We start from the raw sequence: 17,588 nt of genomic DNA, 5'->3' as shown, positions 1-17,588 counted from the left end.
AGAAAAATGAGGAAAATAATTACGATATGTATTATAGGGCTTTTTGCTCTCAACGTACAAGCCCAGCCTGTAAAAACTTTAAAGTTATCTGATAAAGAACTTTTAGATAAGATTAAAGGAGGATGGGCCGGACAAACCATTGGTGTTGTTTTCGGAGCACCTACAGAGTTTAAGTTCACGGGAACTTATATTCAAGATTACCAGCCGATCCCCTGGGCGGAAAGTTACGTTAAATATTGGTGGGAAAAGAAACCCGGATTATTCGATGATATTTATAACGATTGCACGTTTGTTGAGGCATTTGATGAACTTGGCCTGGATTGTTCACAAGAAGAACTTGCCAAAAGATTTGCATTCGCTGATTATCATTTGGCCCATGCTAACCAAGCAGGCAGATATAATATCCGCCAAGGTATCATGCCACCGGCTTCCGGTCATTGGTTGAATAACCCACATGCAGACGATCTGGATTTCCAGATCGAAGCAGACTTCATTGGTCTGATGGCTCCGGCAATGCTGCCGGAAGCATTGGATATCGCCTCCAGAGTAGGCCACATTATGAATAGCGGTGATGGTTTTTATGGCGGTGCTTTCGTAGCAGCTCTTTATAGCTCCGCTTTCTATGAAAAGAGTCCTGAAGCGATTCTAAAAACCGCAATCTCTGCCATACCTGAAAAGAGTGCATTCCATCAATGTATTCAGGATGTAATCAATTTCCATTCTTTGCACCCGGACAACTGGAAAGATTGCTGGTACTTCCTGCAAGAAAAATGGAACTGCGATGTAGGATGCCCCAAAGGCGTATTTCTAAACTTTAATATTGACGCCAAGCTCAATTCCGCTTTCGTAGCATTAGCTATGCTCTACGGTAAAGGAGATTTCACCAACTCTGTCGATATTGCAACACGCTGCGGACAAGATTCTGACTGTAATCCGTCTACAGTCGGCGGTGTACTCGGCGTCATGTATGGGTATGATAAAATCCCTTCATTCTGGTTAAACCCTTTGAAAGAAGTAGAAGACTTTACATTTGAAGGAACGAATATGTCGTTGGCAAAAGCATACCAAATGAGTTTCGATCAAGCTAAACAACTCATAGTCAAAACAGGTGGAAAAGTATCTGGTGGGGAAATAGAAATTCCAATCAAAAAGGCGGACGTACTTCCTTTAGAACAAAATTTCGAAAACACCTATCCACTTTATAGAGAACGCAAAGACTGCTTCCTGACAGATACATTTGAATTTGATTTCAATGGTAACGGATTTGTTATCTGGGGCAACATTTGCTGCACAAGAAGTATTACTCCCGATTATATCAATCGTGTATCTACACGCCACATCGGTTCCGAGGTCTTCGGATTGGCAGAGCCCAATGACCCTTACGTTGCTAAAGTGGAAATATGGATTGACGGAGAACTGGACCATGTAGCAGCTTTACCCATGAGAAACACAGACCGCAAAGTAGAACCAGCCTGGAAATACCTCATGAAGGAAGGAAGACACCACGTTAAAATGAAATGGTTGAACCGCAAAAAAGACTACATTATTCGTATCAACGACATAATGTATTATTCAGAGAAAAAAGAACATGATAGATTTTACTTTAATAAATAAGTTAAGATGAAAAAAGTCCTGATTAACATCATTCTACTATTTACCTTTTCCATATCGGGAATGGCACAAATAGAATATGGAAAAACAGTTGAAATAAGTAAAGAGGTACTGCTCGACAAAATTAAAGGAGGCTGGGCCGGACAAACCATAGGATGCACCTATGGCGGTCCTACAGAATTTAAATACAGAGGAGCGATCATTCATGAGAAAACTCCAATAATCTGGTATGATGACTATTGCAAGGACATCTTTGCAGAAGATCCGGGATTGTATGATGATGTATATATGGATCTTACCTTTCTGGAAGTAATGCAAAAAGAAGGGATAAATGCCCCTGCCGAATCATTTGCCAAAGCCTTTGCAAATGCAGATTACAAATTATGGCATGCCAACCAAGCAGCCAGATATAACATATTACACGGTATTATGCCACCGGCATCGGGACATTGGAAAAATAATCCGCACGCTGACGATATTGATTTCCAGATTGAAGCAGACTTCATTGGAATGATATGTCCGGGGATGGTAAATACCGCCTCCAATTTTTCGGACAAGATAGGGCATATCATGAACTACGGCGACGGATGGTATGGAGGTGTATACATGGGAGCAATGTATGCATTGGCTTATGTAAATAACGACATTTATACAATTGTCACGGAAGCTCTTAAAACAATACCCGAACAAAGTAAATTTCACCGTTGCATCATAGACGTTATTAAATATTGGAAACAATATCCCGATGACTGGCGTAAATGCTGGCTGGAAATAGAAAACCGCCATGCTTTTGAGATTGGCTGCCCGGAAGGGGTATTCAATGCATTTAACATTGACGCCACTATCAATGCGGCTTACTGTGTGATGGGACTTTTATATGGCAACGGCGACTTTTTCAAAACAATGGATATAGCCACTCGTTGCGGACAAGATTCCGACTGTAACCCGGCAACTGCCGCAGGAATTCTTGGAGTCATACAAGGCTACAAGGCTATCCCCGAATACTGGAAACCGGCACTCGAAAGATGTGAAAATATTAAGTTCCCCTACACAGATATCTCTTTAAGTTCTGTATACGACATTAATCTCAAACTATTGAGTGATGTATTAAAAGCAAACGGAGGAAAAATCAAAGGAGATAAATACTATACCACGATTCAGAAGCCAAAAACCGTAGCATGGGAAGTTTCTTTTGAAGGCTTATATCCTTCTGAAAGAAGAGTTATCAAATACGATCTCGGTACAGAAAAAACATTTGAGTTCAATGGCAAGGGAGTTGTTTTAATGGGGATGATCAGACAAGATGTTAAAGATAGTAATGACAATTACATCGCCATCCTGGAGGCCTACATTGACGGCAAGAAAGTAGAAACCATAGAAATGCCTTATGACTACATAAAAAGAAAGTATGACATTTTCTATAATTATGATTTAGAGGAAGGACCTCACAAACTGGTTATTAAATGGATTAATCCAAATGAAAAATATGCCGTTCAATGTAAAGACATGGTGGTTTATTCATCCACACCGGCAGAGCCAATCAATCCTTATAAATAAAAGAGAGAAGCCATGAATAGAAAACTATTCCTATTATTAGCCTTATTATTATTTTCCTACGGATTGTCATCATGTTCGTCTGATGATAACAGTCCGTCCGAAGGCGAACAGACCGAGACACCGGAACTGTTTACCAAACGCTATAATCCCGATCAAAGTTTTTACAGCAAAATATTAGGACAAGAAATCAAATATTCCGTATTACTGCCTCAAGAATATCTATCGGAAAGTACGGGTAAATATGGAGTAGTTTTCCTTCTACATGGCTGGGGAGGGAACCAAAGTTCATGGGGACCTTTAGGTCTGAATATTCAAAGCATAGCTGATGCGCAAACCAGCAATGGTAGTATTCGCCCATTGATCTACATCATGCCGGAAGGTTTCAACTCTTATTTTTGCAACCGCTATGACGGAAAGTTCAACTATATGGATATGTTCATTAATGAACTCGTACCCCTGATTGATAAGCGGTTCCGAACAACAGCCAGTAAGACGGAAAGAGCTGTTGCCGGATTCTCTATGGGAGGTTTCGGGGCATTAAGTATAGCATCGCAACATCCTGAAACATTCTCGGTATCAATAGGATTAAGTCCCTCTCTAAATACAGATGAACAATACATCTCTTTGTCACAAGACGGTTGGAATCTTCAATGGGGAAACAACTTCGGAGGAAGCGGCCAGACAGGAACAGGCAGGCTGACAAGCTATTATAAAAGCCAATGTCCGCTACACTTTTTCAAGGATAAACCAAGTTCCACATTTCAAACAGTACGGTATTACATAGACTGCGGTGATGATGAAGAAAGACTATATGCAGGAAACGGTGAATTACATACTCTATTACAGGACAAAAATATCAAACACGAATATCGTGTACGGAATGGTGCCCACACCGACAGTTATTGGCGTGAATCCATGAAAGAGGCACTGCCTTTTATCGAACGTTCATTCAAAGGAGAAAACTATCCGCAGGAAACTCTGAAAAAATTCACAGAAGAATTACATGCTACTAATAAAAACATTAAAGTAGGTAATTCCAATATCGAACTATGGTTACCGGATGACTATAATTCCGAACTAACTTACAAAGTTCTTTATTACAGCAAAGGAGAAGGTAATGTTGATCTTACAACAAAGAAGGTGGCAGTGGCATTAGATTCTCTTATGCAAATCAAACGTATGATAATCGCAGGTTTTAATGTGAAAGAAATGATTCTAAATGAAACAAATTTTTCAGCTATTACCGATGCAGTGGAAAAGACGGTTCATACGGAAAGCAATGCAGATTTCAGATTAGGATTAACCTACGGTTCAGAAGCTGATTACTTATACAATCAGTCAACAGGCAATGCCCCTGCTATCAACTTTTTCTTTGCAGAAGACGCGGATATTATCAACCTTTCTGCCGAGAATCGTGCCAAAATCTATTATTTGGACATAACAGACGAAGGCAGCAACTACAATAGCATCTTTACTCTGTTCAATGGATTGCGAGGTGCAGAAGCTCCGGTGCAATATCGTGTCAGAAACGGACTGGATAGTGAACAGTCCGCCCAAACAGGTATTTATTCAATGAGTTATTATATTGGTGAACAGTTAATAAAGAAATAATATGAAGAAGATACTGTTATATATTATCCTATTTCTATCAGGTATAGATGGAGCTTGGGCACTTCCCATAGAAAAAGAAGGGATGAGTATTTACAGTCCGTCCCTAAAGCAAGAAATCTCCTACTCTATTATCTTACCGGAAGGTTATGAACATTCAGATACAGAATATCCAGTCTTATACATGTTTCATGGAATAGGAGGTGATTATACCAGTTGGCTCGAATACGGCAACGTTGCCCGTGTAATGGACAAAATGATAAAAGAAGGAAAGATTCAACCTTTCATTATGGTTATTCCTGACGGTTACCTGTCTTATTACAGTGACACTTATGATGGTAGCTCCCTTTATGAAACTTTCTTTATCAAAGAACTGGTTCCATATATAGATAACAACTATCGTACTCGCAAGGATATTAATGGACGCTCGATCATTGGTTTCTCTATGGGAGGATTCGGAGCATTATCCGTTAGTTTGCGCAACCGCCACTTATTCGGCTCTGTCGTTGCGTTATCGCCATCCATCCGTACAGAAAAACAATACATGGAAGAAGGGCCACAAAAAGGATGGGACAATCAATGGGGACGGATTTTCGGAGGAGTGGGAAAGAATGGTAAGCAGCGCCTAACCAGTTACTATAAACAACATTCACCCTACCACATTCTTTCCACCCTCCGCAATTCCGATTTAAAAGGATTTGGCATCATGCTGGATATTGGAGATAAAGAAGGTACTCTTTGCGAAAGTAATGAAGAACTGCACCGTTTATTACTGGAAAGACAAATACCTCATGAATGGGAAGTACGTTCAGGAGGACATGATTTCGCCTGCTGGAATACTGCACTGCCCAAAGCATTCAGATTCATAAACGAATATTTCAATGGGAAGCAGTCAGGAAATAGTGAGAGTAGTCTTCCGAATGAGACTCCGTTTATCCAAACAGCCAATGCAACGGTCTATTATCCGGAACAGGCTCAAGGAAGCACAAGAAAATATCCTATTATCTATGTACAGGGAGAAATCAACGAACAACAGCAAAAGGTTCTCGTCAGTCAGTTTCATCAAATGGTAGATGAGAATAAAACATGGCCTGCTGTTCTTAGTTTCGTAAAAGCTAACACAGACCTGTCAGAAACAATTTCTGATATAGAAAAGCAACTCTCCGGCATCAGAGGTTCCCAACGTATGCGGGCTTTAATCACTTTGGGAGATAATATCAAAGAAGGTATAGAAGCCATTCAGGGAGAAAATTTGTTTACCGGCATAGTCTGTGTAAATGCCATCGGCAACGAGAATGATGCTCAAAATCTTATAAAAGCAGTCAACTCACACAAAAGATATCCCAGATGCTGGATAGAGATACTACCCGAATCAAAAGAATATGGTTTTAGTAGTAATATACATATCCTTTTGAAAGAATCGGACCTGGAACATGAGTTCCGGTCAAGAAAATGTAAAGAAGCCAATGTTTTCATTTATTGGGAAGATTGGATACTATATTTAAATAACAGAATTCATGTTTAACAATTAAATACTAATAGTATGTTCACAGTAAACAGTTATTTATTGGCAGTTATATTCTGCATCGTAACCATGATTTGTTGGGGTTCTTGGGGTAATACCCAAAAACTAGTTTCCAAAAATTGGCGTTATGAACTTTTTTATTGGGATTATGTGATTGGAATGGTATTGTTCACCATCTTACTAGGCTTCACAATGGGTAGTCATGGAGATACCGGACGTTCATTCCTGGAAGATCTGGGACAAGCATCAGGAGACAGCATTGGTTGGGTTATCTTGGGGGGCGTAATATTTAATGCTTCAAACATTCTTCTTTCAGCGTCTATTTCCTTGGCTGGTATGTCTGTAGCTTTTCCTTTAGGAGTTGGCATTGCATTGGTATTAGGGGTAATCGTCAATTATCTGGGAATTCCAACTGGTAATCCTTTGCTTTTATTTGGCGGTGTAGCTCTCATTGTCATTGCTATCATTTGCAATGGAGTGGCTTCCGGAAAAATGCAAAAGGGAGAAGAAAGCAGGAAAAACAACAAAAAGGGAATTATCATTGCATTAATTGCCGGTGTACTGATGTCTTTGTTCTACAGGTTCGTAGTGAAAGGTATGGACGTAGAAAACTTCAATTCTCCTGCTATAGGAATGATGACTCCTTATTCTGCCATCTTTGTTTTTTCAATAGGCGTATTACTAAGCAATTTTGTTTTCAACACATTAGTAATGAAATATCCTTTTGTTGGAGAAAAAGTCAGCTACTCCGAATACTTTAAAGGAAACACGAAAACTCATATATGCGGAATGCTTGGTGGAGCGATATGGGGACTTGGTTCCGCGTTCAGCTATATCGCATCAGGAGAAGCTGGTCCGGCGGTATCTTATGCACTAGGACAAGGCGCACCACTTATTGCCGCTATTTGGGGAGTATTTATCTGGAAAGAATTTAAAGGTTCAACGAAATCTGTTAATCAACTACTGGCCTTGATGTTTATCTTCTTCCTGGTTGGTTTGGGAATGATAGTAGTTGCCGGAAACTAATTATTAACCTTAAATAGAACAACATGAAAAAGTATTTTTACTTATTAGCCATGCTGGCAGTAGTACTAGGTACGACTGCTTGCAGTGATGATGACAATCATCCCAGTACAAACATTCTGGATAAACCGGAAGTTACTGTTCCTGATGTAAAAGAGAGTTCTGCTGTTATTACATGGAAAGCCATAGGAAACGCAACAGCTTATATTTATAGCTTGAACAACGGTAGTGAACAAAGTACTGACCAAAATACAATTCAACTGACAGGTTTAGAGCCGGAAAAAAGTTATACATTCAAAGTAAAAGCTCAAAAAACCGGATCAATCTATTTTGAAGATTCAGACTATGCAGAAATCACTTTTACAACAACCTCTGAAGTAACAGTTTATCGAATAGCCACTTTTGCGGACGACTGGGATAAATGGTATTACGAATATAATGATAATGGTACTGTAAAACGTGTATACAGGTTATATGAAGGAGAATTGGATAGAGAATGGCTCTTTGCTTATGACGGAAATAATATCACAGTGACAGGTAAGAACGCATATAACATGACTTTAAATGACCAAGGTTATGTTGCAACTTTTGTAGATGGTTCCAACACTTACGAATATACTTATGATGAAAACGGCTACATGACCAAAGCTGAAAAGAATGGCAATATTGCATCTAACATCACCATAGAAGATGGAAATATTATGCAATGGACCAGATTTTCAGATGGAGTAGAGCAGTTTAAAGTTCAGACCTATTCTGCCGTGCCTAATGTGAGCGGAGCACATTGCATCTATGCGGAAAGTAGTGGAGCTAGTCGTTGGCTGGTTGAAACTGGTCTCTTTGGAAAAGCTTCGGCTAATTGCCATACGAGCAGTGGTTGGCAACATTCATCCAGTACAGCTACTTACACATTCGAATATGACGAAAATAGTTGTATCAAAGAGGAAAGCAAAAACTATGACGGATATATAGAGAATTTCTATTATACATATTTCTCCGAATAGCACTTTATGAAATAACTAATTCATGGAGGTGTGTCTAGAAGTCTGGCGCACCTCCATTTTTTATAAAGTTATTAGAGACTTTAGACTGTTATATCCAGTAAAACCTCTCCCCTTACATTCAGCACCTTAATCCTCAATTCATCGTTCTTCTTTTCCAGAATCATCACCGTAGCACTGTCCATCTTATATCCTCCACCAATAATAACTGGATAATTATTACCCAGTTCCCCTTTCGGATGGTAAGCGTATTTATGGGTATGTGCATTCAGACTGACATTAAAAGGTGCTTTTTCCAATAATTTAGTCCACAGATCTGCACAGAGATTCTTTTCATAATTACCGTAAAGCGGAATATGATGAATAAGGACACGTTTCTTTGCTTTCTTGAATTCTTTGGCAGACAGTTCTTTTTTCAGAAAATCAACCTGTTCATTACGCAATTGAGTAAAATCGTTCAAGCCATAATATACCCAATGGTCGTCCGGTTTATCTTCTCCACAATCCAACATGACGATACGGGTATCTCCCCAGTTAAAAGAGGCATAAGTTTTATCTCCCACATAATCAAAATGGTCACGCAAACCGATAGAATAGGCATTGCGGATTTCATGGTTGCCACGCATAAAGAAAGTCGGTATGCGATCGCCACACACTCCTTCGGTCAGTTCACTGATAAATGTGGTTGCCTGCTCGTGATCCACAGGATCATCCACACAGTCACCATTGAAAACAACAAAATCATACTTAACATCCTGTATTTGTTTACATAGAGTACGGAAAGTATTGGTATGTTGATGCAAATCATTAAAAACAATAGCGGTAAAAGACTCTGTATCAGCAACAGGAAGAGTAAATTCACTGAAGGTCGATTGTGCTGTATTTCCAAATACCTTTTTATATGCCTGATAAAGCAACATCTCTTGCGAACACACACGATAATAATATTTCTGTCCGGGCTGTAAGCCATCTATACGTATTTTATGCAGCTTGTTATTGCAGACCACCTGACCGTCAACAATCATACGCGCACGTTCCAGCCGGGTAGTATCTGTGCCATATTCCACCCAGCAATAAGAAGGAACGGTTGTTTCCCACATCACAGTAATGCCATTACCCACAGGATTCTGCAAATAAGGTTTAGTACGGAATATCTTGTCTGCCTTTTCAGCGGTACGCAATTCCACAAGTATGGGACGATGGTCGGAAGCCATTAGCTCATTAACTACTTTCGCAGATATGACAGCAAATCCGGTAGCGTTTTGCTTTGACACGGCAATATAATCAATGGCCTCTTTTGGATCGGGAGCAGGATAAGTATGCTTTTCCGGATTGGAGAGTATTTGAAAATCCTTTTGCAATTCTTTGATGAAATCGGATTCAGGTTCAGCATTCATATCTCCGGCTAGAAAAAGAGGCTTTTTATAGGAAGCAATCAATGACTTCACTATTTCCAGGGACTTCATGCGATCTCCTTCCGTTAATGACAGATGAGTACAACAATAAATATAATCCTCAAATTCTGCCAGAATCAAGGTGCGGGCCTCTTCTCTACCAGGTAAAGGGATAGTTTGTAAACGTAGCGGAACTTGCTTTGTCAACAGTCCGATTCCATATTTACCTCCTTCAAACTCTATAGCAGGTGCAAAACAGGCATGCATCTGTGTACGTTCAGCTATTTCACCCAGCACATATTTCTGCCCGCTCCGACGGGTCATACTGTCTACCTCTTGTATAGCCACAACATCAGGAGAAGCATTATTTATCACATTGGCTACCCGTTGAAAACTGCAAATATCATCCATGCCGTTCGCATTTTTAATATTATAAGTCATCAGTCTCAATGTATGTTGAGCCTGTACCGGAAAAATAAATAGAATGACGGAAATGAGTAAAAAGATCTTTTTCATGTTCTTCATTTTTGGGGGTTATGTTAAGTCCCCCAAAGGTAAGAAAAAAATAAAAAGCCACAAAGATACGGATTCATACCTTTGCGGCCTCTTATTGTTAAGAATAACTTTTCTCTAAATGGGGGGATGAGAATAAAGCTATATTATTTACAAGGTCGATTTATTATCTTATTATTTCTTTTGCCACTTTGCGGCAGTATCCCACATTTGCGGATCTACGCTATTAAAGTGCCAAAAACCGATTTGAGAGATTCCCAGTTCATCAGCTAGTTCAAGTAGCGCTTCCGTACTTCTGGCATCACTTGCATAAAACAGATGCCGATTACCATCAGTACCATCATACAGATACATGTTTACCTTTTCATAACATAACCAGGTAGGAGAAGGCAAAATTCCATTTATACTGTCAGGCACAGATTGGTAAATCTGCCTTCCTTTGATGCCGCCAGTTACAGCATAATCATTTGCATAAGCAGGCAACGCCATCACTAATTTATCATTTGGAATATGTTTCATCCAGAAAAGCATCGCCTCTCTAGTCCATAGATAATTAGACGTAGGTCCAATGCCCATACAATCATCCCTATGTTTGAGCTCGGGCTTATCTATCCCAGGTGCAAAATACATATCGTAACACATCACTCTAACTAAGTCGCAAGTAGTATTCAAAACTGCCGGATCGTGAAACATCTTAGTTTCGTTATCCTGATACAAAGCCGGATAAAAACTAACGCAATGGCTTAATTTCTTTCCAACAGCATGGAGTTCTTTTGAAGCCAGTTTCAGGAATTCGGTATATGCATCCTGAATATCAGGGTTCAAATGTTCGAGATCAAGATCTATTCCATCATATCCGTTTGCATTGCAATCACTTACATACTTCTCAACAAGCGCCTTTCTTTTCTGTGGCGTATCAATCGTTTCTTCATTCCCACCTACAGCCTGATATACTTCGATATGATTCTGATGACATTCATCGATAAATGATTTCGGAGGATTCCCGAAAACGCTAATGGAACTAATAATCTCTTTCACTGGCTCTATATCCTTAAAAGAGCTTCCATCTATATAGACATACCAAGGAGCTACTTTCTTCTCCTGGGTGGTGGAAGAGAATGTTTCCTGCTTGCAGGAAACACTCGTCATTACCAACATTACACAGCATATAGCTGTTCCAATTATACTTAAATACCTCATTGAATGTAAAGTAAACTGTTATTCTTCATCATAATTATACTTCTTATATTCTATATAGTCATATTTGACTGTATATGTCTTTGCAGTAGGCTTATCTCCTTGCCAGCCACCTCCATCAGCAAAGGTCATCATTGAGAATCCAAATTTAAACTGTGCCGGAGTATACCAAGTAGTAAATGTTTTCGCCACTTCACCATCTATAATCCATGCCGCCCAATATGCACCATCTGCATTAAGTCTAAGGTCAATAGTCAAAGTGTGTTTACCCGGATCAATAGGTACACCGTAAACTCCCATAGCTTCCGTATAACAACGTACCAGCATCTGACCAGGAACAGGAGGAACCGTACAAGCCGCACGATCATTTTCAGTACCCGAGAAAACAAACATAGAGAATGACCTTTCTTCAGCATTAGTTGCAGCGATATTACCGCCTGCCAACCATTTTTCACCTACCCCTACCAAAGGAACATCTATTTCCCATGTATATTTTCCAGCTCCTATCTCCGGACCATAAACGAAGTTATTCCCGTTAGATAGATTCAAACTTCCATCCGCAATCGTTCCTCCATTGTTAGTCCATCCAACAGGAACAAAACCAGCTTCCTCAAAGTCCCACTTCACTGTTGTTCCCTCTGGTTCGGGAGGAAGTTGACCTTCGATAATCGGCTTCATTGAATAATCATAAGGAACATATTCAAGATAATCAAATAAGGCATAATTTTCTTGAGTTGCCGCATGATCGCCCATACCATAAAGATTCTCGACACTAGATATAGCACGGAAATAAGCCTCTTCACCATAATCTAATTGTGCCCTCTTTAAAACCTTACCATCAACCGACCACTCCGCCAGATATTTCTTATTTTCTAACTTCAAATCCAATACAAACGTATGCCAAGCATCCCCCTTAATAGGCGTGAATTCAGAGAAAAAAGGATTAGCCTGACTAGTCACAAGGCACAGCATATCATCTGGTCCGGCACTATGTGCTGCACGGTCTGCAGCTGTACCGGAACAAATTTCAAAATCCAATTCATGCCCATCGTCAAAATATAAAAATGCTCCAATACTAGCCCGGTCATTCATTCCGAATTTAGGGACATATATCCTCCATTCATAACGACCTGATCCGAATTGCGTTGTTGTCTGCACCTTGAAACGGTCCCCATTAGTACCTTCATACTCTTCACCTGCCCGGGTATAGATTCTTAACGCTTTTCCATCTTCACATTCGTCATTATCTACGATAGTGATCGGATTGATCCCTGCCACAAGCCCCGTCTTTTGCAATCCAGTAAAGTCACCGTAATTATAAATGGTTCCTTTATAGCCATCCTGAATAACTGTGATGGTTCGAAGTTCAGCACCTTTCGCCGCTATGGTCAAGGTTGCACTGCGTTTTGGGCCGTTATTCTTATCAGCAGCAATTGTTAGCGTACCATTACCAGTTCCTTCCAAAGGAGAAACTGTAAGCCAATTACCACCTGCCTGATCCACTGCTACTTCCCAAGCTGCTTCTGACGTAATATCTACAGTCTGAACTTCAGTAGAGGAGACTCCGAATGTCAAAGCATTTGTGGAGATTCCGCATGCAACAATCTCTGTTTTCTCTTTGAAGCTATCACCGCATGATACTAAAGAGGCATTACATAATACACCTATTGCTAAATATAAATATCTTAGTTTCATAATGATTGTTTTTATTGTTTCATTCAGTTCTTCAAATTCGGATTAATAGACGAATCTACAAAAGGACGGGGAAGATACATTTTACTGTCATTCCACGTACCAGATACGGAAACAGCTTCTTTCCTGAAGACTCCGGGGGCCACTTCAATCTCCGGATTTAATTTTCTGTATTCAAAATGATCTTTAATGCGATTCATGCGAAACATATCCCTTGCTCTAGTGGCAATATTTCCCCAATAATATCCGGCTATTTCCCAACCATGTTCATTATAGGCAGCTTCTGCCAGTTCATCATACGACATGGTTGTCTTATAGATATCCCGCTCTGCAACAACAGATCCATTGGCACGATTGCGTACCTCATTCAATAAGTTGACAGCTTCCGTGATACTGCCTGTTTTTGAACGACCTACGGCTTCGGCATACCAGCAATATACTTCTGCCAAGCGAATAATCTGATGCGTCTTTTCTCCATTCTGATTCATCGAAATTTTCGGATTTGTATAGTCGAATTCTTCTCCAGTAGTCGTTTCTACTTTCTTCATGAAACAGGGAGCAACAACCACACGCGGCGCTTCCGGATTGGGGTCTTCCCACCAATCACGCAACTTCGTTTCATTCTTCAATATGATTTTCGGGAAATAAGATGCATCTTTGCGTGAGCCTTCCGGGAAATCATACCAGAATTTAATTTCTCCGTTCGTATCTCCCCATCCACCGCCACCATAAGCATAGTCTGCCAAGAAATCGGCTAAAGGGGCATTGGTAAGTGCATCTATTCCTAAATTATAATAAACACCAAGTAACACTTCTGGATTATTCTTATTATACTCCATCGAATATACTTGCTTGTAATCAGGTAATAATTTGTAGTAGTAAGTACCTTTCTTCGCAGCATCGATTACTTCTTTTGCCTTTGCAGCGGCCAGTTGATAATATTCTGTTCCTTTGTTCAACGGCCATCCCGCCATTGCCATATACACATAAGCCAGTGTTGCTTTTACAGCTCCTTGACTAACAGCAATGTTTACCCCATTTCTTGCATAGGGTTCTTTAGTATAATTAGCAGGGACCATTGTTTCTGCCTTTTTCAGATCAGATACAATCAGCTCGTAAATTTCAGGAACGGTTGCCAACGGCATGTTGTAATTGATTTCATCTTTCACAACCATAGGTACCTCTCCCCAAGCCATTACAAAGTAAAAATAAGAATAGGCGCGCCAATAATAAGCTTGTCCAATGGCCGCATCTTTCTCTTCCTGGCTCACCTCCGGAGTTCGTCCGGCATTATCTATAATGAAATTAGCAGCTTTCACCAATCTCCAACGAGCTCCCCACAATTCAGTCACCCAAGTGTTGTTGTCCGAAACATTATAAGTATCTACCTCACGCAGCCCCTGTTTATTAGCTGCAGGGTGTGTAGAAATATCATCACCCATCACTGATTCGAAACCTGCCCAGATATTTGCATACATATCACTTGCAACTTTGGAATACATTCCATTCAGAGCCAAGTCCAGATCAGCTTTTGAATTGAAGAAATTAGTTACCGCCAACTGCCCTTTAGGATCTTCTGTCAGTAAATCCTGGCAAGACACCATCCAAAGTGCTATCAATGCTAGTCCGACAGATTTGAATATTCTATATATTGTTTTCATATCCATGTATAGTTAAAAGATTAAAAGTTAAGTTTCATACCAAAAGTGAAAGTTCTTGGAACAGGATAAGAGCCCATATCTACGCCATTAAAGCCGTAATCGGATTCACTGTACACTTCTGGGTCCATACCTGTGTATTTCGTTAATGTAAACAGGTTTTGAGCACTGACCGACAATTGAATATCGGCTACTTTCGTTATCTTCTTAGGAATATTATACGTAAGGCTTATATTTTTCAGTTTCACAAATGATGCATCTTCAAGCCAGAAATCGGAATCAGGATAGTTTCTATTATCTGAATTTTTATGACTTGCATACACAGCATCTGCTTTATTGGCTACTTTATCCCAACTTTTGTAATAAGCATCAGATAAAGAGATGAAACGATATACACCTGTCATAGATCCCATCGCATAGCGGCTTACATTCAGTCTATCTTGTCCTAATGCAGCATTGATAAAGAGATTGAGCGTCCAATTTTTCCAAGTAAATGTATTATTCCATCCGAAAGTCCAATTAGGCTCGGCCTGCCCTTTAGTAACCAGATCGTCAGCACCCGGATTGGTTGTCAAACTTCCATTAGATTGATGTTTATACAAGTTGGCGCCCTGGTCATTAAAGTTTGCCCATTCATAAAGATAGAAAGAACCAATCGGATACCCTACTTTTTTAATTTGAATAGGACCACCGCCAATACTTGTATAATTCTCCCCAACGATAAAATCACTACCTGCCAGATCGATTATCTTATTCTTTAAATAAGATGCATTCAGCGATGTTTCCCAACCAAATATATCTTTGTCAGTCAAAGGAGTTGCTGTGATGGTAAATTCAACACCAGAGTTTCTAACTTCACCTTGGTTGACCCAGAAAGAGCCACCTCCGTTATATTGAGGAGCAGGTTTGCGAAGCAACAGGTCCTTAGTATCCTTTCGGAACCATTCGGCTGTAAAACTCAAGCGACCGTCTAAAACACTGGCGTCCAAACCTATGTTATACTGATAGGTGCTTTCCCAAGTTACATCCGGTGTAGCGAGATTTCCAGTCCAATAACCGGTATGGATTGCATCGCTACCATAACCGTCATAATTTGTAGGAGCCAACATACCCAATGTTGTGTAAGCACCGATACTTTGATTACCAACAACACCAAAACTGGCTCTTAGTTTCAATTGCTGGACAATGTTTTGTTTGCTCATAAAGTTTTCTTTAGCAACATCCCAAGCAACAGCTGCTGACGGAAAATATCCCCATTTATTCTTCTTCTGAAACTTAGATGAACCGTCGGCACGGAAAGTACCTGTCAGCATATACTTCCCTTTGTAATTGTACATAATTCGACCAAGCCCGGACACAATAGCTTCTGCGGAATAGCCATTTTCTCCATCGCGTGTCTTTGCATTTTTTGCATTCCAATAACCAACAAATTCATTGGCTAAATCACTACCGGTCAGTTTTAGATTTCTGCCTTCGGCACCACTTGCTTCAAATACAGCTGTTGCAGTCAAATGATGATCGCCGAAACTTGTGTTATAAGTCACATTATTGGTATTCTGCCAGAAAAGATTCATCCTGCTCGCATTTTCCATACCACTAAGTTGACCGGGTTTTGCTAATGACGAGGTGAAAGAGTAACTCGGAACATGAGAGTAATTAGCAGCACCCTGTACAGACAATGTCAACCCTTTCATTATTTTGAAAGTCAAATCCATATTAGTATTCAAAGCATACACATATGAGTCACCATAATTTGCGACACGTGCACCATAAGGGTTTCCATTTACTGAATTATAAGGGTCCATATTATAAACGCCCGTTACCGGATCTTTCATTTCCATCGTAGGAGAATAGTTCAGAAAGTTCATAATGTCAATGCCCCCATTGTGACTGTGAGTACGTGAAGCATTAATTTTGGTAGAAAGTGTCAACCACTTAGTGAGTTCATTATCCAAATTTATCCGCAACTGTGCACGTTGATACTTGGTCGTGATGGTCATGGCTGTCATATTCAATACATTGGCGGAAATAAGATACTTATTTTTAGCCGTTCCACCCGAAATACCTAATTTATAGTCCTGACTAATACCGGTCTGCAACATCAAATTCTGCCAGTCAATGCCTTTGGAGCCATTCTTATAGGCTTCCATCTCATCATCTGCAAATGAGATACCATTATACTCCTTTAATGCAGTCGCATATTCATAAGCATTCAGTAAGTCATATTTTTTAAGAATGTTCGATACGCCTATAGCCACATCTGCATAAATCTGCACTTTACCTTCCACCCCTTTTTTAGTAGTTACCAATACCACACCATTAGCACCGCGTGAGCCATAAATAGCCGTTGCCGAAGCATCCTTCAGAACTTCAATAGATTGAATGTCAGCTGGATTTACATCCAGTCCACCAGACATAATGCCATCGATGACATACAAGGGGTCATTGCTGGTATTAAGAGAAGTAGTACCACGAACACGAACTTTAACTGTACCACCAGGTAAACCATTTACGCTCGTCACTGCCACACCTGCAGTACGTCCTTGCAGAATATCTTCCACCCGCTTTACCGGCTGATCCTTAAATTGTTTGGAAGAAACAGAAGCCACAGCACCGGTTATATCTGATTTTTTGGTTCTTCGTCAAATTTGGTGGTAATCTCTTTTTTATTTCAACTGTCTTCTTCTTTCTTAATCCTATTAAAAGTTGTAGATATGTTTGCTTTTTAGTAACTTTAAAGACACCACATCATTAAGAGTTACAATGCAACAAGTCATATCTACAACGTACAAATATACATCAAAAAAAG

General features: G+C 40.0%; 10 protein-coding genes and 1 pseudogene. 6 read left to right on the top strand and 5 right to left on the bottom strand.

From position 1 onward, the window contains the following. Window positions 1-6: 6 nt before the first annotated feature. The 6 genes from HMPREF0106_RS21615 to HMPREF0106_RS21640 are packed head-to-tail and all read left to right on the top strand — an operon-like array spanning window position 7 to window position 8,328. A complete protein-coding gene (locus HMPREF0106_RS21615) occupies window positions 7-1,614 on the top strand; it encodes an ADP-ribosylglycohydrolase family protein (RefSeq protein ID WP_009038931.1) in 1,608 nt (535 codons plus the stop codon). Window positions 1,615-1,620: 6 nt separating this feature from the next. Next, complete coding sequence (locus tag HMPREF0106_RS21620) at window positions 1,621-3,168, top strand: ADP-ribosylglycohydrolase family protein (RefSeq protein WP_004323853.1); 1,548 nt, start codon at window positions 1,621-1,623, stop codon at window positions 3,166-3,168. 12 nt (window positions 3,169-3,180) lie between these two features. Then, window positions 3,181-4,779: an alpha/beta hydrolase gene (locus HMPREF0106_RS21625; protein ID WP_009038930.1), complete on the top strand. Its 1,599-nt coding sequence runs from the start codon at window positions 3,181-3,183 to the stop codon at window positions 4,777-4,779. A gap of 1 nt (window position 4,780) precedes the next feature. After that, window positions 4,781-6,301 carry an alpha/beta hydrolase gene (locus tag HMPREF0106_RS21630; protein ID WP_009038929.1) on the top strand — a complete coding sequence of 507 codons (1,521 nt, stop codon included), beginning with the start codon at window positions 4,781-4,783 and terminating at the stop codon, window positions 6,299-6,301. Window positions 6,302-6,319: 18 nt separating this feature from the next. Next, window positions 6,320-7,327 carry a GRP family sugar transporter gene (locus HMPREF0106_RS21635; RefSeq protein WP_008642584.1) on the top strand — a complete coding sequence of 336 codons (1,008 nt, stop codon included), beginning with the start codon at window positions 6,320-6,322 and terminating at the stop codon, window positions 7,325-7,327. Window positions 7,328-7,350: 23 nt separating this feature from the next. Continuing rightward, window positions 7,351-8,328 carry a fibronectin type III domain-containing protein gene (locus tag HMPREF0106_RS21640; RefSeq protein ID WP_009038928.1) on the top strand — a complete coding sequence of 326 codons (978 nt, stop codon included), beginning with the start codon at window positions 7,351-7,353 and terminating at the stop codon, window positions 8,326-8,328. Window positions 8,329-8,408: 80 nt separating this feature from the next. Here the strand turns inward: HMPREF0106_RS21640 and HMPREF0106_RS21645 are convergent, their stop codons facing one another. The 5 genes and pseudogenes from HMPREF0106_RS21645 to HMPREF0106_RS21665 all read right to left on the bottom strand — a co-directional run. After that, a complete protein-coding gene (locus tag HMPREF0106_RS21645; protein ID WP_032850980.1) occupies window positions 8,409-10,235 on the bottom strand; it encodes an endonuclease/exonuclease/phosphatase family protein in 1,827 nt (608 codons plus the stop codon). Between the two features lie 171 nt (window positions 10,236-10,406). Then, window positions 10,407-11,390: a glycosyl hydrolase family 18 protein gene (locus tag HMPREF0106_RS21650; protein ID WP_004307900.1), complete on the bottom strand. Its 984-nt coding sequence runs from the start codon at window positions 11,388-11,390 to the stop codon at window positions 10,407-10,409. Between the two features lie 60 nt (window positions 11,391-11,450). After that, window positions 11,451-13,124, bottom strand: coding sequence for a BACON domain-containing protein (locus HMPREF0106_RS21655; RefSeq protein ID WP_004296466.1), 1,674 nt, complete (start codon window positions 13,122-13,124; stop codon window positions 11,451-11,453). A gap of 23 nt (window positions 13,125-13,147) precedes the next feature. Further along, a complete protein-coding gene (locus tag HMPREF0106_RS21660) occupies window positions 13,148-14,782 on the bottom strand; it encodes a RagB/SusD family nutrient uptake outer membrane protein (RefSeq protein WP_032850989.1) in 1,635 nt (544 codons plus the stop codon). Window positions 14,783-14,802: 20 nt separating this feature from the next. After that, window positions 14,803-17,412, bottom strand: a pseudogene (locus HMPREF0106_RS21665) (SusC/RagA family TonB-linked outer membrane protein); the annotation flags it as partial. Between the last annotated feature and the right edge of the window lie 176 nt (window positions 17,413-17,588).

Source organism: Bacteroides sp. D22 (assembly GCF_000163675.1).
Lineage (GTDB): Bacteria > Bacteroidota > Bacteroidia > Bacteroidales > Bacteroidaceae > Bacteroides > Bacteroides xylanisolvens.
This window is presented reverse-complemented; position numbering and strand designations above follow the sequence as displayed.